Source organism: Streptomyces cavernae (genome assembly GCF_004023625.1).
Taxonomy (GTDB): domain Bacteria; phylum Actinomycetota; class Actinomycetes; order Streptomycetales; family Streptomycetaceae; genus Streptomyces; species Streptomyces cavernae.
This window is the reverse complement of the sequence record NZ_ML137715.1, coordinates 1-17,792: the sequence shown is the minus strand read 5'-3', so window position 1 is coordinate 17,792 and position 17,792 is coordinate 1. Positions and strand designations below refer to the sequence as shown.

17 protein-coding genes and 2 pseudogenes are annotated in these 17,792 nt (G+C 70.1%); 13 read left to right on the top strand and 6 right to left on the bottom strand.

The window, feature by feature from the left end; genetic code table 11:
- The first annotated feature begins 350 nt into the window (after window positions 1-350).
- Genes EF387_RS08900 through EF387_RS08860 form a run of 9 tightly spaced genes read left to right on the top strand, consistent with a single transcriptional unit; the run spans window position 351 to window position 6,907 of the window.
- Window positions 351-1,088, top strand: a complete 738-nt coding sequence (locus EF387_RS08900) for a hypothetical protein (RefSeq protein ID WP_128375971.1) — start codon at window positions 351-353, stop codon at window positions 1,086-1,088.
- Window positions 1,089-1,105: 17 nt separating this feature from the next.
- Window positions 1,106-1,969, top strand: a complete 864-nt coding sequence (locus EF387_RS08895) for a hypothetical protein (protein ID WP_128375970.1) — start codon at window positions 1,106-1,108, stop codon at window positions 1,967-1,969.
- Entirely contained in the window at window positions 1,966-3,276 is a 1,311-nt protein-coding gene (locus tag EF387_RS08890) for a TadA family conjugal transfer-associated ATPase (RefSeq protein ID WP_128375969.1), read from the top strand. Before EF387_RS08895 ends, EF387_RS08890 begins: the two co-directional genes overlap by 4 nt.
- Window positions 3,277-3,283: 7 nt before the next feature.
- Window positions 3,284-4,255 (top strand): type II secretion system F family protein, encoded by a 972-nt coding sequence (locus EF387_RS08885; RefSeq protein WP_128375968.1) that lies wholly within the window; start codon window positions 3,284-3,286, stop codon window positions 4,253-4,255.
- Window positions 4,252-5,181 carry a type II secretion system F family protein gene (locus EF387_RS08880; protein WP_128375967.1) on the top strand — a complete coding sequence of 310 codons (930 nt, stop codon included), beginning with the start codon at window positions 4,252-4,254 and terminating at the stop codon, window positions 5,179-5,181. Before EF387_RS08885 ends, EF387_RS08880 begins: the two co-directional genes overlap by 4 nt.
- A 43-nt stretch (window positions 5,182-5,224) precedes the next feature.
- The gene (locus tag EF387_RS08875) at window positions 5,225-5,476 is read left to right on the top strand and encodes a hypothetical protein (protein ID WP_128375966.1); all 252 of its coding nucleotides are present in this window, start codon (window positions 5,225-5,227) and stop codon (window positions 5,474-5,476) included.
- A gap of 53 nt (window positions 5,477-5,529) precedes the next feature.
- On the top strand, window positions 5,530-5,994 hold the full coding sequence (locus EF387_RS08870) for a TadE/TadG family type IV pilus assembly protein (RefSeq protein WP_128375965.1): 465 nt from the start codon (window positions 5,530-5,532) through the stop codon (window positions 5,992-5,994).
- A gap of 23 nt (window positions 5,995-6,017) precedes the next feature.
- Window positions 6,018-6,443, top strand: coding sequence for a TadE/TadG family type IV pilus assembly protein (locus EF387_RS08865; RefSeq protein ID WP_128376049.1), 426 nt, complete (start codon window positions 6,018-6,020; stop codon window positions 6,441-6,443).
- Window positions 6,440-6,907, top strand: a complete 468-nt coding sequence (locus EF387_RS08860) for a pilus assembly protein TadG-related protein (RefSeq protein ID WP_128375964.1) — start codon at window positions 6,440-6,442, stop codon at window positions 6,905-6,907. The genes EF387_RS08865 and EF387_RS08860 overlap by 4 nt, the downstream gene beginning before the upstream one ends.
- 292 nt (window positions 6,908-7,199) lie before the next feature.
- Here the strand turns inward: EF387_RS08860 and EF387_RS08850 are convergent, their stop codons facing one another.
- From EF387_RS08850 to EF387_RS48120, 5 genes are all read right to left on the bottom strand, one after another.
- Window positions 7,200-7,550, bottom strand: a complete 351-nt coding sequence (locus EF387_RS08850) for a hypothetical protein (RefSeq protein ID WP_128375962.1) — start codon at window positions 7,548-7,550, stop codon at window positions 7,200-7,202.
- 29 nt (window positions 7,551-7,579) lie between these two features.
- On the bottom strand, window positions 7,580-8,098 hold the full coding sequence (locus tag EF387_RS08845) for a hypothetical protein (protein WP_338058097.1): 519 nt from the start codon (window positions 8,096-8,098) through the stop codon (window positions 7,580-7,582).
- A gap of 127 nt (window positions 8,099-8,225) precedes the next feature.
- On the bottom strand, window positions 8,226-8,627 hold the full coding sequence (locus EF387_RS08840) for a hypothetical protein (RefSeq protein ID WP_128375961.1): 402 nt from the start codon (window positions 8,625-8,627) through the stop codon (window positions 8,226-8,228).
- Between the two features lie 29 nt (window positions 8,628-8,656).
- Window positions 8,657-10,252, bottom strand: coding sequence for a putative T7SS-secreted protein (locus EF387_RS08835; RefSeq protein WP_128375960.1), 1,596 nt, complete (start codon window positions 10,250-10,252; stop codon window positions 8,657-8,659).
- Between the two features lie 194 nt (window positions 10,253-10,446).
- On the bottom strand, window positions 10,447-10,815 hold the full coding sequence (locus EF387_RS48120) for a winged helix-turn-helix transcriptional regulator (protein WP_274388928.1): 369 nt from the start codon (window positions 10,813-10,815) through the stop codon (window positions 10,447-10,449).
- On the opposite strand from EF387_RS48120, the pseudogene EF387_RS48115 reads away from it, so the two are divergent.
- Both EF387_RS48115 and EF387_RS08820 read left to right on the top strand, forming a co-directional pair.
- A pseudogene (locus tag EF387_RS48115) lies at window positions 10,781-11,137 on the top strand (NAD(P)-binding domain-containing protein); the annotation flags it as partial. The gene EF387_RS48120 and the pseudogene EF387_RS48115 sit on opposite strands and share 35 nt — an antisense overlap.
- Before the next feature lie 510 nt (window positions 11,138-11,647).
- Complete coding sequence (locus tag EF387_RS08820) at window positions 11,648-14,653, top strand: BTAD domain-containing putative transcriptional regulator (RefSeq protein WP_128375957.1); 3,006 nt, start codon at window positions 11,648-11,650, stop codon at window positions 14,651-14,653.
- 583 nt (window positions 14,654-15,236) lie between these two features.
- Here the strand turns inward: EF387_RS08820 and EF387_RS08815 are convergent.
- Complete coding sequence (locus EF387_RS08815; RefSeq protein WP_238431405.1) at window positions 15,237-16,634, bottom strand: cytochrome P450 family protein; 1,398 nt, start codon at window positions 16,632-16,634, stop codon at window positions 15,237-15,239.
- 163 nt (window positions 16,635-16,797) lie between these two features.
- On the opposite strand from EF387_RS08815, the gene EF387_RS08810 reads away from it, so the two are divergent.
- On the top strand, window positions 16,798-17,535 hold the full coding sequence (locus EF387_RS08810; RefSeq protein WP_420802544.1) for a prepilin peptidase: 738 nt from the start codon (window positions 16,798-16,800) through the stop codon (window positions 17,533-17,535).
- 71 nt (window positions 17,536-17,606) lie between these two features.
- A pseudogene (locus EF387_RS08805) lies at window positions 17,607-17,792 on the top strand (dehypoxanthine futalosine cyclase); the annotation flags it as partial.

Genomic DNA, 17,792 nt, shown 5'->3' with positions numbered 1-17,792 from the left:
TGACGGCGTGAAAGCCCAGCTCCGGCACGGATCGGAGAGCGCCGCGGATTCGCTCCTGCACAGCGGCCGACGGCCCGCATTACCGGCCGGCAACGGGGAACCGAATGGCGGCAGTTGCATGTGAATAAGGTCGAGTCCGGTGGGGTCCGCGATCCACAACGTGCCTTGAGGGGCTTATGTGCGGCTGATACGGTGCGATGGCTTGACACCCGCTCCAGCGCTGGCTATTGGGCCAGATCGGGCAGTACGTCCAGCTCAGGCGGTACGCCCCGCAAGGGCGTGCACGAGCGGAGTGTCCCAAATGGCAGACGAGTTGAACACTTTTTCTTGGGTGTACGGGGAGCGGTTGCGTGAAGATCCAAGAGCGTACGGGGGCGGGCAACACGCGCTCCGCTGCACCGGCTCAGCCGGTGATCGGTGAGCGGCTTCCCGCGCCGCCTCGCGAGCGCAAACCGGCGCTCGCCGCGCTCGCGGTGCTCCTCATACTCGTGGGCGCGCTGGGCGCCACCATGCTGGTGCTGCGCGTCGGGAACCGGATCGAGGCCGTGAAGGTGACCAAGGAGATCCCGATCGGGGAGTCCATCACCGACGACAACGTCACCTCGGTGATGGTCGCCGCCGACGACAGCATCGACTACGTCCCGTGGACCCAGCTCGAGGCCATCAAGGCCTACCGGGCCGTGACCACCATCCCCCGCGGCACTGTCGCCGTCGGGCAGATGTTCGCCAAGACCGTCAGCCTTCCGGCCGGCAAGGCCTCCGTGGGACTCGCCCTCGAGGAGGGCCAGTACCCGGCGGACATCAAGTCCGGCGACACCGTCGCCGCCTACCGCGTCGGCAGGTCATCCGGTTCCTCCGCCTCCAACTCCGGGACCGGCGGCAGCAGTTCCTCGGGCTCCTCGACCGGTACCGACAACTCCCTCATCGTGGACGACGCCAGGATCAACACGGTGCAGGAGGACAGCGACGCCACCGTGAGCAGCGGCAACCTCTCGCTGACGCTCCTCGTCGACCAGGACGACGCCGCGGCTCTCGCGCAGGCCGCCGCCGCGGGCGAGGTCGCCATCGTTCTCGTCCCCGGCAACTAAGGGCGAGCACACCAGACATGGCTCTCATCGCCCTCGCCGCCGACAAAGGCTCCCCCGGCGTCACCACCGCCGCCGTCGCGCTCGCCGCGGTCTGGCCGCGGCGCGTACTGCTCGCCGAGACCGACCCGGCCGGCGGCGACCTCGTCTACCGCAGCGCCGCCGCGCATGGCGGACCGCTCAACCCCAACACCGGCATGCTCTCCATAGCCGCGACCGCCCGCCGAGGCCTGGTGCCGGACCAACTCTGGGATCACGTCCAGCCGTTGAGCGGTGGACTGGACGTACTGGTCGGGCTCGGCATCGCCGAGCAGGCCGCCGGGCTCGCCGGCCTGTGGCCCACCCTCGGCCGTGCCTTCGCCCAACTCGCCGATTCCCCGCACCAGCCCGCCGACGTCATCGCCGACTGCGGACGGATCAGTGGTGACAGCCCGGCCGTTGAGATGTTCTCGCAGGCCGCCCTCGTACTCCTGGTCTCTCGCACCGAGCCCGAGTCCATCGCCCGCGTGCGGGACCGCGCCGCCGCCCTCTCCGCCAAGCTGCACGGGGGCCCGCGCGGCGCCGCGTCCCTGGCCACCCCGCTCATCGGCGTCATCCTCATCGCCGACCCGGGCGACGCGCCCAAGCTCGTCCACCAGGTGGGCGACATGCTGGTGGCCGGGCAGACCGGCGCCCGGGTAGTCGGCACCCTCGCCGAAGACCCAATCGGCGCCGAGCAGTTGGCGGGCCGTCGACGCGGGCGGCTGGACAAGTCGCTGCTCATCCGCAGCGCGCGCAAGGTGACCGCGGACCTCTACCAGCAGTACGGCGCCGCCTGGTCCGTACCGGCCGATGGGCATACGGGCGGGCACCACGGCCGGCCCGCCGCGGGGGCCGGCCGATGACCGCGGTCGACCACCAGTTGGTCAAGCGGTTCCGGCAGGACGCCGGCGACCGCATCGCCGAACAGCGCAGGCTCGACCAGGTCTCCGGCGTCACGCCGATGTCCAGCGAGGACGAACGGCACTACGCCCGCGCCGTCATCGCTCAGATACTGGAGGAGTACGCCCGTACGGAGATCAACTCCGGGCGTACCCCACTCGACGCCGAGACCGAGGAACAGTACGCCGCCGCCGTGCACGCCGCGCTCTTCGGCGTCGGCCGGCTGCAACCCCTGCTCGACGACCCGGAAGTCGAGAACATCGACATCAACGGGTACGACCAGGTCTTCATCGGATACGCCGACGGGCGGGAGGTGACGGGCGATCCCGTCGCCGAGAACGACGAGGAGCTCATCGAGCTGATCCAGGTCCTCGGTGCCTACTCGGGCCTGTCCTCCCGGCCCTTCGACTCCGCCAACCCGCAGCTGGACCTGCGGCTGCCCGACGGCTCACGGCTCTCCGCCGTGATGGACGTGACCCGGCGTCCGGCCCTCTCCATCCGGCGCGCCCGGATGGGCAAGGTCTTCATGTCGGACCTGGTGGGCAACGGGACCCTGACGCCCGAGATCGGGCACTTCCTGGCCTGCGCGGTACGGGCCCGGAAGAACATCATGATCGCGGGCGCGACGAACGCCGGTAAGACGACACTGCTGCGGGCGCTCGCCAACGAGATCCCGCCCCACGAGCGGCTCATCACCGTCGAGCGCGCCCTGGAGCTCGGGCTCGACACCTTCGCCGATCTGCACCCGAACGTCGTCGCGTTCGAGGAACGACTGCCCAACTCCGAGGGACAGGGCGCCATTTCGATGGCCGAGCTGGTGCGGCGCTCGCTGCGTATGAACCCCTCCCGAGTCATCGTCGGTGAGGTCCTCGGCGACGAGATCGTGACCATGCTCAACGCCATGTCGCAGGGCAACGACGGCTCGCTGTCCACGATCCACGCCAACAGCTCCAGCGAGGTCTTCAACCGCATCTCCACCTACGCCCTCCAGGCGCAGGAGCGGCTGCCCATCGAGGCCAGCCAGATGCTGATCGCGGGCGCGGTCAACTTCGTCGTCTTCATCCAGCGGCGCAACAACTACCAGACGGGCGGTCGGCTGCAGCGCATGGTCACCTCCATCCGCGAGGTCAACGGCGTGGACGGCCGGGTGCTCTCCAGCGAGGTGTTCGCCGAGGCTCCGGACGGCCGGGTCGTTCCGCACGCGCCCATCGCGTGCCTCGACGACCTGGTCGCACACGGCTACCGGATTCCCGGCGAGACCTGGGGGTGATCTGACGATGCGACTCGACACGCTCGGTTCCATGGGCGGGCTGTTCTCGACGACGGTGCTGTACGCGCTCGCGTGCGGCGTCGGGGTCGGCGGCGGAGTGGCACTGCTCGTCGTCGCGCTGCGCGGACTGCCCGCAAAGCCACAACACGAGAAGCAGAAGGCGAGCGAACGGGCCAACGAGCTCGTGCGGTTCGCCGGACGGCGCGGCTCGCTCGCGGTGGGTGCCGGACTGGTCGTGCTGCTGTTCACGCGCTGGGCGGTGGCCGGTATCGCCGCCGGTGTCCTCGTCTTCTTCTGGCACAAGCTGTTCGGCGGCGCGGCGGAGGAACGCGCGGCCATGCGGCGCGTGGAGGCGCTCGCCTCCTGGACCGAGTCGTTGCGGGACACCATCGCGGGCGCGGTCGGCCTGGAGCAGGCCATCCCCGCCTCCGCACGCGCCGCGGCACCCGTCCTGCGCCCGCACCTCGACGCCCTCGTCGACCGGCTGCGGGCCCGCACACCGCTGCCCGAGGCACTGCAGCAACTCGCCGACGAAATCGACGACGCGTCCGCCGACATCATCGTGGCCGCGCTCATCCTCAACGCCCGGCTGCGCGGCCCCGGTCTGCGCCAGGTCCTGGGCGCGCTCGCCAAGTCGGCGCGCGAAGAGGTCGACATGCGGCAGCGCGTGATGGCGCAGCGGGCCTCGACCAGGCGCTCCGTGCAGATCGTCGTAGCCGTCTCGATCGCGTTCGTCCTCGGGCTTTCCATCTTCAACCGGGAGTTCGTCGAGCCGTACAACTCGCCGGTCGGACAGCTGGTGCTCGCCTGCGTCTGCGGTCTGTTCGCTCTCGGCTTCTGGTGGCTGCGCAAGCTGTCGACCATCGAGACTCCGGAGCGGTTCCTGGTCCGGGACGAGTCCGCGGTGCAGTTCGTGCGCCCGCGCACGCAGTCCGCCGCCGCGGCCGGAACCCCGCAGGAAGAGGCGATACGACGATGAACGAGCTGACGCTTCCCCTGGCGGTCGGCGCCGTGTTCGGTCTCGGCGTCTACGCGCTGATCCGCGCCCTGATGCCGGCCAAGCGGAGCGCGGTGGCGCAGGTCGCCCGCATCGACGCCATGCGGGCGCGCGGGGCGGCGTACGAGTCGGCGCACCGGGCCAGGCAGGACGGCGGCGGACGACTGGGCTCGCTACGGGCCCACATCGGTGCCCGGGTCTCCGAGTTCTATCTGCAGCAGGGCTGGGAACAGCGCTCGCTGCGCGCCGATCTCGCCGTTCTGGACCGCAGTTGGGAGAACTTCCTCGCGACCAAGATGCTGCTGGCCGTGTCCGGGCTGTTCTTCGGGCCGTTCCTGTTCGCGGTCGTGTGGACGCTCGGCTTCGGCAGCAGCCCGGTCGTCCCGGTCTGGCTGGCGCTGCTGTGCGCGGCGCTGTTCTTCGTCCTGCCGGATCTGGAGGTGCGGCGGGACGCCGCCGAGAAACGACGGGACCTGCGACGGGTGATCGGCGCCTATCTGGACCTGGTGTCGATGAGCCTGGCCGGCGGACGCGGTCTGCCCGAGGCGCTGATGACGGCGGCGGAGGTGTCCGACGGCTGGGCGACGCAGCGCATCCGCAACGCGCTCTCCGACGCCCGGATCACCGGCATCAGCCAGTGGCAGGCGCTGGGTCAACTCGGGGAGGAACTGGGCGTGGAGGAGCTCAAGGACCTCTCCGCGTCGCTCGCGCTGGTCGCGGACGACGGCGCGAAGGTGCGCGAGTCGCTCGCCTCACGCGCGGAGACCATGCGGCACCGCGAACTCGCCGAGATCGAGGGCAACGCGGGCGAGAAGTCGCAGTCGATGCTCGTGGCGCAGCTGCTGCTGTGCGCCGGATTCCTCGTCTTCCTGATCTTCCCGGCGGCGATGCGCGTGTTCCAGGTCTGAGCGGACCATTCTTCGAGAAAGCATTTGGAGAGGACAACTCACCATGTACGGACGGAACTTCAGCACCGGGATCCCGGGGGTCGACTTCCTGGTCACCTTCCTGCAGGCCCGGGTGCAGCGTGCCCGCTCCGGCGAACTCGACCGCGGTGCCTCCGCCGTCGAATGGGTCATCATCTCGGCGGTCGTGGTCGCGATCGTCGGTGTGGTCGCGGCGATCATCAACGCCGCGCTGAGCGACGGCGCCAACAAGGTGGGCGACTGCATCAAGGGTGCCGACGCGGGCAAGACCTGCTGAGCCGTTCTTCGACACCACGTTCACGTACGTCAACTACGCCTAGGCAAACGGGGATGACGGTGCTGCGGGTACGTCGCCGGATACGCGGCTGGGCGCACCGCCGGGTGGAGGCCGCCTCCTCCCGCGGTGACTCCGGTATGACCGCGATCGAGTTCGTGCTGCTGACGCCCGTGCTCTTCTTCATGATCTTCGCGACGGTGCAGTTCGCGCTGTACTTCTTCGCGGACCATGTGGCCCAGGCGGCGGCCCAGGCCGGGGCGCGCAAGGCCCGCGCCACGGCCGACGAGCAGCCCGGCGCGTGGCGGGGCGAGGCGCGGGACGTGGTGGACAGCTACATCCAGCAGCTGGGTCCGCAGTTGGTGCTGGCACCGGAGGTGGTCATGCTGCAGCCGGAGCCGAACACGGTGGGAGTGGAGATCACGGCACGGGTTCCGTCGGTGTTCCCCGGGCTGGACCTGACGGTGCACGCGCAGTCGGCCGGGCCGGTGGAGCGGTTCGTGGAGGAGGGGCAGAACTGATGCCGCCAGTCTCCCTGGTCTCCATGTGGACACGCCGTCGGCGCCGGGCCCCGGCCGACGGTGACCGTGGCCTGTCCACCGTCGAGGTGGTGATCCTCGCCCCGGTGATGATCCTGTTCGTCCTGGTGCTGGTCGCGTTCGGGCAACTGGTCGACGGCCGCGGGGCGTTGGACGGTGCCGCACGCGACGCGGCACGGGCCGGCTCCATCCAGAAGGAACACGCCACGGCCATGGCGGAGGCACGGAAAGCGGCGGAGGCCAACCTGGAGAACGTCTGCTCGGGCCCGGTGGCCGTGACCCAGACCAGCCAGGGCTTCGAACCCGACACCATCTTCACCGTCGAGGTCAGCTGTGAGGTACGGGGCCTGGCGATGATCGGCCTGGACATCCCGACGACGCTGACGGCGAGTTTCAGTTCGCCGCTGGATCCGTTCCGGAGGACGCAATGAAGGTGCGCGCGGCCGTGCGGAGATGGACCAGGACCCGGCGTGAGCGCCTGGACGACCGTGGGTCGGGCGCGGGCGCGGTCATCATCTTCGCGCTGGTGTTCCTGTCGTTGTCGGCCTTCGTCATCGACGGCGGCCTGTCCATCTCCAAGCGGGAACGCGCCGCCGACATCGCGGAACAGGCGGCCCGCTACGCCGCCCAGGACATCGACAAGGAGGCCCTCTACGACAACGAGGGCGGCCCCGCCCCCATCAACTTCGAGAACTGCGACGCGCGTGTGAGGGCGTTCGCCCAGGAGATGGACATGAACGGCGCGGACATCGCCGGGACGCACTGCGTGGCGGCCGACGTCGACCAGGTCGAGGTGGAGGTCCAGCTCACGTACTCACCCGTCTTCACGGGCATGTTCTACGGCGGCGATGTGGTGGTGCGGGGGCGGTCGGTGGCGGAGAACGAGGTGGGGTGAGAGGGATCCCGGGGAGGTGAACCCACGAGGATCCAGTGCCTCGGCACGCGACGTCGGCCGTCAATGAGCGGGCGTGCGAAGGTTGCCCGCCGGGGCAGAAGGGCCCTAGTGCCCCGACAGGCACCGTTCGCCCCGTCGCGACCCCCGGCACGCTCCCCCAAACTCTTCGAGCAGGGGGTACCCCCAGAGCACGCTCCCCCAAGCTCTCGACTTCTCCCCCACTCTCGGCTGCGCTATAGCGGGGGACCCCCATGACGCCGCTCCTGACGGGCAAACGTTGCCTGCCGGGGCACTAGGTACCGTTCCTGCCTTCACCCCGCTTCGCCCCGCCCCCGTCTTTCGTCTTCACGCCCTGCGACACGTCCTTGGCGAGCTTGTCGTCGAGTTTCTTGAACTCGCGTACGACCGCGTCGGACATGTCGGCGAGGGCGTCGAGCTGCTGGCTGATGTCCTCGCGGCCGTCCTCCCAGTTGGACTCGAAGTCCTCGAGCTTGTCGTAGACGCCGTTGTCGCCGATGTCGTCGCGGTACGACTCGAAGAGCTTCTTGGTGTGGTTCAGTCGCCGCTTGATGTCCCGAAGCCGGCTTCCGTAGTCCTCCAGTTCGCTGAGCGGAAGGGCGAGATCGGGTTTGCTGCCGCCCACGTGGTCTCCTCCTGCCTGTTGAGGGGTGCTCAGACGAAACGGAAGGTGCTGGTCACGGCGTCGAAGATGTCGTGGAACGCCTCGGCGAGATCCAGCACCGGGCTGGCTCCGGAGACGAGCACGACCTGGTCGGTGGTTCCCGGGACGGGGATGTACGTCTGGGTCAGCACCATCCGGAGGGTGCGGCTGTCGCCCGGCGCGACGGGAACGTCCTCGACGCCGAACGTACGGGCCGCCGGACCGACTTCGGGAATGTCGACGGTGGTCACGGTGCGCCAGACGTCGCCTTCGCGACGCGGGGTGATGCCGCGCAGGGTGTCGGCGATGGCGCGCGGGTCGGTGGACAGGGCCCCGCCTTGCTTGCTCTTCGCGCCGAGCACCGAGACCGTGACGGTCGCGGAGAGCGGTACGCCGTCGAAGTTCTCGGCCATGCACCCGAGGTAGAGGGCGCCGGAGTCGTGGGCGTCCTTGGCCATCCTGCGGAGCATGGTGGTCAGGTCGGAGCGGTAGGGGGCCAGTTCCGGGGTCTCGCGGACCCGCTCGTCCACCAGTCGACGGATCGTCGCGTCCCGGCCCTCGGGGCGGATGTCGAACTCCCACCAGGAATCCGGGACGGAGAGTGAGATACCCGCCGTCGTGGCGGGTGTCGCCGATCCACTCGGACCGTGGGTGCGGTCACCGGTTCCGGAAGTCAATTCCCGTCACCTCCTCGAGAACGGAGAAGAGGGTGTTCTCGTCGAGTTGCGGAACGGTGTAGTCGAGTTCCCTGATCCTGCGGACGAATTCCTCGGGCAGGGCCAGATGGTAATCGGCCACATAATGCGGCAGGTCGTATCTCCACACCCACGCGCCATCGGTCTTTAGTGATGCCCCACCTGCGATGGCGAACCCGTCCGGCGACAGGACATCGACTTCCGCCCCCATCTCGCTGAAGATGTCGGCACCATTGACCAGATAGGAGACGATCTCGTTCTCGTCCTTCTCTCCCACGGGGCGCACGAAGTCCCGGATGGAGTCACTGTTCTCGATGCCCCACTGCTGCGACTGCTCTCGGAAGAATCCGAAGGTCCTGATCATGTTTGGATTCCTTGTGTCGGGACTGATTGTTACAGAAGGGGCAGGAACGTGCGCCATGTCCCATTGTCCCGAATGGACGGGGTGAAAGGTCCGTTCCCGATGGGTGGTACACCCACCGCGTTCGTGGGCGCCCGCACCGTGGTACCGAGAATATTCGCCATCTCTTGGGCCGGTGCGATTCCGCCCGGCGGTATGGCGCCGGAGTGGCAGGATAGCAACCGCACCGGATCTCCGTCATAGCCAGGAAAGCGGCGCACGGCGTCCGCGACCTGATGAGGGTTGACGATTTCGCCTGCCGCCCGGAATCCGGACAAGTTGTCGCTGCCCGCCAGGAAGGTGCCGTCGCGCAAGCCGTGGATCACGACGTCCTGGTGTCCCGGAAGGCGTTCGGCGACGTTGAAATTCCGTAGCGTCGAACTGTCGTAGCCGATCGCCAGCACATTGTCACCGTGATAAATGGGCATGCCGGAAGCGAGCGCGGCGTCGCCCGGCTTTGCCGGAGGTGCCGGGATCTTTGATCCAGCTCGCTCAGGGTGGCCCTTTGCCATGGTGCGCAGGAACACCGACCTGAGTGCGGCGCCACCGTTTCGGATCCCGTTCGCGAGATTCCTGAGCCCACCCCCTATACCGCCCATGAACGCGGGGCCGAGGGACTTGAGGCCGCCCGCCTTCCACAGCTTTCCGAGCTTCGCGAGGCTGGTGAAACCCTTGGTGGCCGGGATGCAGTCCAGGGCGGCCCATAAAAGGTCGCCCCAGCCTGCCGTGCCATTGGCCATTTTTCTCATCGTGTCGGCGAGGACGACCAACGCGGCGGCGAAGACCAGCCACCCCAGCGGCCCGCCGACGATCATCACGATGATGCCGACGACGGCGACGACCCACTTGCAGACCGTGACGATCTCGTCCCAGTGGTCCGAGACCCAGTCGCCGGCCTCCTCCCACCAGTGACGGTTGGGGATACCCGCGTCGGAGGCCTCTTCGAGTTTCCTGACCGTGCGCCGGGCCGCGTCCTCGCGCAGCCCCTTCGCCTGCGCCGCCAGCTTCTTCGCCGCGTCCAGCGCGCTCTGCGCGGCGTCCACGTCCCGCTGGGCGGCCGCCTGGCGCTCCTTCGCCTGCTGGGCGTTGCGTGTGGCTCGGCGGAGGTCCGCCTCGTCCGGCTGCGGTACGTCCTTGGCGCCGCCGTCCTTCTCCGGGTCGTAGGAGTCCGCCTTCGCGGTGGCCGTACGCACCCAGTCGTTCGCCCCGGACAACGAGCCCTGTGCGGTGGCGAGTTCGTCCCGCGCCCGACGTCCGTCCCGCAGAGCCTTGTCCGCCTTCTCCTGGGCGTCCTCGAGGTCCGGCCAGTAGGCGGCGAGGGCGTCACCCGCGAGCCCGTACGACTTCTCGAGCTTCTTCAGCTTGCCGGGGACGTCCTCGAACTCGGCGGTGAACACGTCCGCGGTCTTGCCCGCCCAGGCGAGGACCGCGTCCTCCTTCGCCATCCCCTTGACGTCCCGGAGCACTTGGCTCACGTCATCGGCGAAGTCGTGCAGACCGCCCGCGAGTTTCCGGATCCGCTGCGGGTCTCCCGGAGTCGGGTCCTTGTCCAGGTCGAGTATGTGCCAGTCCGTCGGCCTGTGCGCCACGCGTCCGTTCCCCCGTAACACCTGCAACGCCTACATCAGAACGTACGTCTGAACGTACCGCACGTTCCAGCTCGCGCGTGGTCGTGCGTCCGGTGGTGGTGTCTTCGCTTTCGCGGAGGTGACAGGGGAAGGGTGGTGGGGTGGCGGACAGCGGCAAGTGCGTGTGATGTGACCTGGAGTCGTCGCGCGCACGCTCACCGGTCGGCGGACTGGTCGTCGAGAACGTTGTGCCGCCCCCACTGGCCCAGGGGGGCCGGCGCCTCGTTGAGTGAGACACCGAGCGGCGTCAGCGAGTACTCGATGCGGGGCGGCACCTCTTCGTACACCTCGCGATGCGCGATGCCGTCCTCTTCCAGTTCGCGCAGTTGCTGGGTGAGGACCTTCTCCGTCACTCCGGGCAGCTCCCTGCGCAGCTCGCCGAAGCGGTGCGGCCGCATCTCCAGTGCCCAGAGGATCAGTCCCTTCCATTTGCCGCCGATCACGTCCATCGCGGCGTCGATCCCGCACGCGTACGCTCCCGGCCGCCGAGTGATCCGCATCGCTCCGCCACTCCACCTGGTCACTCACGCCAGGGTAACCACCCACTCTCAAGTACGTACTTCATCATCCAGGCCTCCCGCGACGAGCCTGATCGACATGGGAGACAACAACGAAAAGAAGATCACGCTGCTCGGTCTCGGTGCGATGGGCACCGCCATCGCCCGTGCCTGGCTCGGCGCCGGCTACGAGCTGACCGTCTGGAACCGCACAGCGAGCCGTGCCGAGGCGATCGCCGCCGAGGGTGCAAAGGCCACGGAGACGGCTTCCGAAGCGGTGGCCGCTAGCGACCTCGTGGTCGCCTGCCTCCTCGACGACGCCTCGGTCGGCGAGGTCCTGGCCGACGCACGAGAACGACGGCGACGTCGTTCAGGTCCTTCGGCACCCTGATGTCCGGTCGGCGGGCGTCTGCCGTGGCCGACGCCGATGCCGAAGCGCTGGTGGAACCCGTGTCCGCCCCCTCGAGGTCCTGCGAAGAGGAGGACTCACCCCACCGCAAGCGGTCAGTACGAGAGCCGCGGTTGCGGCGAGCGTGGCGGTCAGGGGCAGGGCCGGGCGTGCCACGGTTGCTGTCTCCCGGGGTGTTGGCGTATGCAAGTGAGAACGAAGCTATCAGGGCCCGGTAATGGGAAATTGAGCCCCGGTGGATGATTGTGTGCGCAACGTGCGGTGCGGGGCGGAAGAGTTGGAGGAAGGGCCGGCACAACACCCGTGCCCCTGCCCGCCCTTCGACACCCTTCGTAGGATCTCAGTAGGCTCGCACCACGACCCACCCCTGTCCCGAGCGACCACGCCACCGACCCCACGCCCTAGCACCCCACACCCCCACGACTTCACGAAGGCCTCAGGAAACCCTCCATGGCGCGCACCACTTCAAGCTCGACAGGAAGCCCGCCGGGTCCGCCGAACCGGACCCCGCAGCCCCTGCCCCGCCGGCGCCGGTCGTTCGGGGACTTCGTGAAGGCCTTCCTCGCCTTCGTCGCTCTCCTCCTGCTCGTCGTGGGTGTGCCACTGGCCCTCGCCACCCAGGCCGGCTGGCCCTTGCCCGACGGTGCCCCGTCCACCGACTGGCTCAAGCGGCCGATCACGGTCGACACGTTCGTGAACGTGCTGACCGTCGTCGTCTGGCTCGCCTGGGCGCAGTTCACCGCGTGCGTCCTCGTCGAGGTGAAGGCCGCCTTCTCCGGCGTGGGTGTGCCGGGGCGGGTGCCCGGGGCCGGGCCGAGCCAGCTGCTCGCGCGGCAGCTCGTCGCGGCGCTGCTGCTGGTCGGCGCGACCGCCGCCGGCTTCACCCCCGGACTCAGCCAGTTCGGCCAGCAGGTGGAGGGCGACCAGCGGCCCACCGTGGCCGCCGCCCAGCAGACCCCGGGCACCCTGTTCAGCCAGAGCCAGGAGGCCGCGGGCGCCGCCGTGAACGCCGTCGCGGAGCAGGCCGCCCACGCCGAGAGCAGCGCCCGGAACACCCCGAAGGCCGAGGGGGACACCAAGTACTACCGGATCCAGCCGCCGGAAGGGCGCCACCACGACTCCCTCTGGGAGGTCGCCGAGCGCCACCTCGGCGACGGCCGCCGGTACAAGGAGATCTACGAGCTCAACAAGGACCGCGTACAGCCCGACGGTTCACGGCTCTCCGAGGCCAGCCTCATCCGGCCCGGCTGGATCATGGAGATGCCCGGCGACGCCCGCGGCGGTGAACTCGTCGAGATGCCGGAGGAGTCACCCAAGGTCTCCCCAGAGGCCCGGCAGCAGATCTCCGAGTACGCCAGGACCGGCGACCACCAGCAGGGTCGTCAGCAGGGCGACGGCAGCGCCGCCACCGACCGGGACCGCGACACCGCGCAGATCAACATTCCCCAGCAGCGGCCCTCCCAGGACCACGGCCGGTCGCACCAGTCCCAGCAGCCGGGGCAGCCGGGACAGGGACAGGAGCAGGAACAGGGGCAGGAGCACGCCACCGCCGGGCAGGGAAGTGGCGGCGGGTTCGGGCTGCCCGAAGCCCTCATCGGCGCCCCACTGCTCGCCGCCGGCCTCCTCGGCGCCCTCGGCCGCCGGCGCCGCCAGGCGCTGTGGCAGTCCGCGCTCGGCGCGGTCGGCGGGCGCCGCGGTATGGAACCGCCCACCCCGACCGGTGACGCCGCCGACGCGCGGGACGCACTGCTCGTCGGCGCCGACCCCGAAGGCGTACGGCTCCTCGACCGCTCGCTGCGCGGCCTCGCCGCCTCATTGGCCCAGGAGTCGCGCCCGCTGCCGACCGTGTACGCGGCCTGGATGAGCAACGGCGATCTGCACCTCCAGCTCGCCCAGCCCGCCGGAAAGCCGCCGCTGCCCTGGCAGTTGGGGCAGGACCAGACGTTCTGGATGCTGGCGCGCGCCGACGCCGAGCGGTACGACGAGGTGGACACCGCGGCGCCGTACCCGGGTCTGGTCAGCCTCGGCACCATGGACGACTCGCGGCTGCTGCTCAACCTGGAGTCCGTTCCGGGGATCGTCTCCCTGAGCGGCAGTGAGACCGACCGGGCCGGCGTCTTCGCCTCCGTCGCCGCCGAGCTGGCCACCAACGGGTGGTCCGACCGCATGACGATCACCCTCGTCGGCTTCGGCGAGGACCTCACCCCGCTCGCGCCCAACCGGCTGCGTCATCTCGACGGCATCGAGGCGCTCCTGGAGACGATGGAGGCCGAGACCCGGCAGCGGCGCGGAGCGCTGGGCGCGGCAGGGCACGACTCGGTGCTCACCGGCCGTACGGGCCCGGCGCAGCACACGCGTTGGGCGCCGCACCTCGTTCTCCTCGCGGCCGAGCCGTCGCCGGAGGACGCGGTCGAGCTCGCCGAACTGGCCGCGGACGCGGGCCGGCTGGGCATCGGCTACCTCGTCGGCACCGAGGCCGGTGAACTGCCGGGCGCCGCCTGGGAGATGGAGATCACGGGGGAGGGGAAGCTGCTCGCCCCGCTGCTCGGCCTGGAACTCGAAGCGCAGGTGCTGCCGGTGGCGCAGCAGCGCGCCGTCGTCGAGCTGTTCGTGGAGGCCGACCCCGAGCGCGGGCCGGACGGGCCGACGACCACCCCGCCGTTCCTCGTCGACATCAGCGAACAGGGCCGTCCGGCGGTGTACGCGCGGCTCGTCGGACCGTACGAGATCATCGGCCTGGAGACTCCGGACGGCGAACGCAGTCCGCTGCTGCACGAGGCGCTGGCGCTGCTGTTGCTGCACCGCGAGGGTGTGCACCCGCGGGTGCTGTCGTCCGCGCTGTGGCCGCGCGGGGCGACCGAGGACGTAACGGACGCGCTCCTCGAGCGGATGCGCGCCTGGCTCGGCAGTGACCCTGACGGCACACCCCGGCTCGGCACGGACGAGACCGGGCGGCTCACGCTCGCCAAGTCCGTCGTCTCCGACCTGGACGTGCTGCGCTCGCTCTACCACGAGGCGACCCAGGGCAAGGGCGTCGACAGCCGGGTCGTCCGCGGCCGGCTGCTCACGGACGCGCTCGTCCTGGTCCGCGGGCCGCTCCTCGCCGACCGCCCCGAGGGCCGCTACGGCTGGCTCACGCACGAGATCATCGACGCCCAGCTCCCGCTGCTGGTCGCGGACATCGGGCTGGCGCTGTCCGCGTTCCACCTGGAGAAGGACCGGGCGGAGAAGGCGATCGAGGCGCTGAACGCGGCGCTCGGCTCGGCGCCCGCCGACGAGCGCCTGTGGAACGAGCTGCTGCGCGCGACACACGCGACCGGGGACGCCGACCGGCTGAGGACGCTGGCCGCCGACCTGGTCACGCGCGGCGGGGCCCGGGGCCTGCCGCCACGCACGGAGGCACTCCTGGACGAACTGCTGCCGACCTGGCGGAGCGGGGCGACGGCGACGGGCTGACCTGACGGTGACGGCGACGGGCTGACCTGACGGTGACGGCGACGGGCTGACCTGACGGTGACGGCGACGGGCTGACCTGACGGTGACGGCGAAGGGCTGACCTGACGGTGACGGCGACGGGCTGACCTGACGGTGACGGCGACGGGCTGACCTGACCGTGACGGCGAAGGGCTGACCTGACCGTGACGGCGAAGGGCTGACCTGACGGTGACGGCGACGGGCTGACCTGACGGTGACGGCGAAGGGCTGACCTGACGGTGACGGCGACGGGCTGACCTGACGGTGACGGCGACGGGCTGACCTGACGGTGACGGCGACGGGCTGACCTGACCGTGACGGCGAAGGGCTGACCTGACGGTGACGGCGAAGGGCTGACTCGTCGGCGCCCGGCTGACTCACCGGCGCTGGGTTGGCTGGATGGCGACGGGCTGACTCGTCGGCGCCCGGCGCCCGGCGTCCCGGTCCTCCCGCCCGCCGGGCGCCGACCGGGGGATGCCGGGCCTGGCGTGCCCGACCCAGAACGCCGACCGGGGGGCCGACCGATCGATGTCTGGCATGACCTGACGTCACTGCCCGCCCGACATCATCCTCCGCAGTGCCGAGAACAGCCCCCTCGGCTGACCCGTGGGCGGTATGGCCGCAGCCTCCACCGGTGCCAGGTCCCCGCCCGGTCGGACGGACGGCCGGGGCGGCCTACCGCGGCGCTGTTTCGGCTCAGCTCGTAATGCACCGGGAGTTGTCTGAGGCCCCGCACCATCGGCCCCGACCGCCATGGCAACCGGTCCGGCGGCACCGCCAGTTCGGCCCGGTCGAAGTGCTCGAAGAAGCGCCCCACCGCCGTGGTCACGATCATGCTGCCCAACTCGCGGGCGGCGCTCGGGCACTGGTGCGGGCCGGCCCCCCAGCCCAGGTGCGCTCGCGTGCTGACCATCGACTCGGCGACCTGGTCGGGACCGGCCACCATCAGCTCCTGGTGGGCTGCCGCGGCCGATGGCAGGGCGACGTCACCGGCCCGGATCCAGAAGTTGCCCAGCCGTACGTCCCGCGAGGCGAACCGGAAGGGCATGTTGGCCGCCGGAGGGTTGATCAGCACCGCCCGGTTGAGCGTCTCCTCCAGTTGCCCGGTGGACAGGGTGCGGCGCACGGAGGCGTTGCCGACCAGCACCTCCAGCAGCGTGTTCAACACCATCGTGTTGGTGATGTCGTTGAGGTAGACGGCGTTCATGAACAGCTCGCGGCCGAGCTCTTCGTCGGAGAGCCCGGGGTCGGTGAGCAGCATGTACGACGTCAGGTCGTCGGCGGGGCGTTCCCTGCGGTGTGCGGCCACGCGCGTCATGGCGGCCAGGGCGCGGCCGGCCGCCGGGTCGGCGCCGGGTCCGCCGTCCAGCATCAGCCACAGGTCGTGGACGAGTTCGTCACCGAGTTCGCTCGGGAACCCGAACAGCTTGGTGGTCACCATCAACAGCAGCGGCCTGCTGTAGCGCGCGCACAGATCGGTGTATCCGACGTGCCCGGACTCCGCCGCCAGCGCCGCGACGAGGTCGTCCGTGCAGCGGGCGACCGCCGTCCGTATCTCCCACCCCTGCGCGGTGTTGCCGTCCCGGAAGGGGTGCAGCGCCTCGTTGTGGGTCTGCCGGGCGTGGCGGTGCTCCTTGTCGTCCATGAACATCGTCTGCCGCACCTCGTACCCCGCGAGGAGCGGCCAGTCCGGCGGCAGCTGGCCGTATGCCCGTGCCCGCCAGTACTGGACGTCACGGCGCCAGGTGCTCTCGTTGCGCAACACATCCAGGACCTCGCCGTAGCCGAGGACCAGCCACACCGGCACGCCCATCAGACCGACCGGGGCCACCGGACCGTAGGTGCGCCGCAGGCGCTCGTACACCCTGATCGGATCCGCGTCGAACTCGGGTGTGAGCAGCGGTTCCACCCGGAGTGACTCGAGCGTCGGGCTGCCGGCCGGCGCGCTCGTGATCATTTCCATGCCGAAACACATAGCGCACCAACCGCCCAAGAAGGACCAGTGCGGAAGCAAACGTTACGTCTCGGTGATGATCGCACTACATGCAGTCACATCCTTGTATAAGCACTCACTCCTGGTGAGCGTCCCGGACGGGCTCACCGCCGCTGAGGCACCTACGTAAGGTGTGCCCGTGGATCTCGACCTCGTGCTGCCGGGCGCCGCCGCCGTGTGGGGAGCCGTCGTGGGGCTGCTCGTGCCGCGCGGCGCCTACCGCTTCTCCGTCGAACCGGAGGAGCACTGGCGCGACCGCTGCCCCGACGGCCATCTCATCGGCGGCTGGATAGGCACCGCGCGTTGCCGTGCCGGCGGCGGCCACGTGTACGGGCCGAGCGGCGCGCTGGTGGCCACGGTCACCGCCGTCGTCTGCCTCCTCCTCGCCGCCGCCACGGGCACCCGGCCCGAACTCGGTGTCTGGCTGCTGCTCGCCCCCGTCGGCGTCCTCCTCGCCGTCGTCGACCACAAGGTGCAACGGCTGCCCGACGTCCTCACCCTGCCGCTGGCCGCCGCCGCCCTCGCCCTCCTCGGGGTCAGCGCCCTGCTCCCGGAGCACGCCGGGGACTGGCTCACCAGCCTCTACGGCGCCCTCGCCCTCGGCGGCGGCTACTTCGTCCTCTTCCTCATCAACCCGAACGGCATGGGCTTCGGCGATGTGAAGCTGGCCCTCGGGCTCGGCGCGGTCCTCGGCTGGTACGGCTGGCCCGTGGTGGTGCTCGGCACCTTCGCGGGGTTCCTGTTCGGGGGGTTGTACGGGCTGGTGCTCGTCGTCGCCCGGGGCGCCGGGCGCAAGACGGCGATGCCGTTCGGGCCGTTCCTGATCAGCGGGGCGTTCGTGGGGCTGCTGATCGGCGCGTACGCGGCCTGACGTCGGACGGGGAAGGCCGTTGACGTACGCTGGATCGGTCCGTCCACACCCCTTACGAAAGGGTCGTTCCGGTGACCGAGAAGGCCGACCTCACGTCTGTTGATGTCACAGCCGTCCTCGACCGTGCCGCCGGCGGTGGGCGGATCACCCCGGAGGAAGCGCTCGTCCTCTACCGCGACGCCCCGCTGCACGCGCTGGGCGCCGCCGCCGACGCCGTACGGCGCCGCAGGTACGCCGGCACCGAGCACATCGCCACG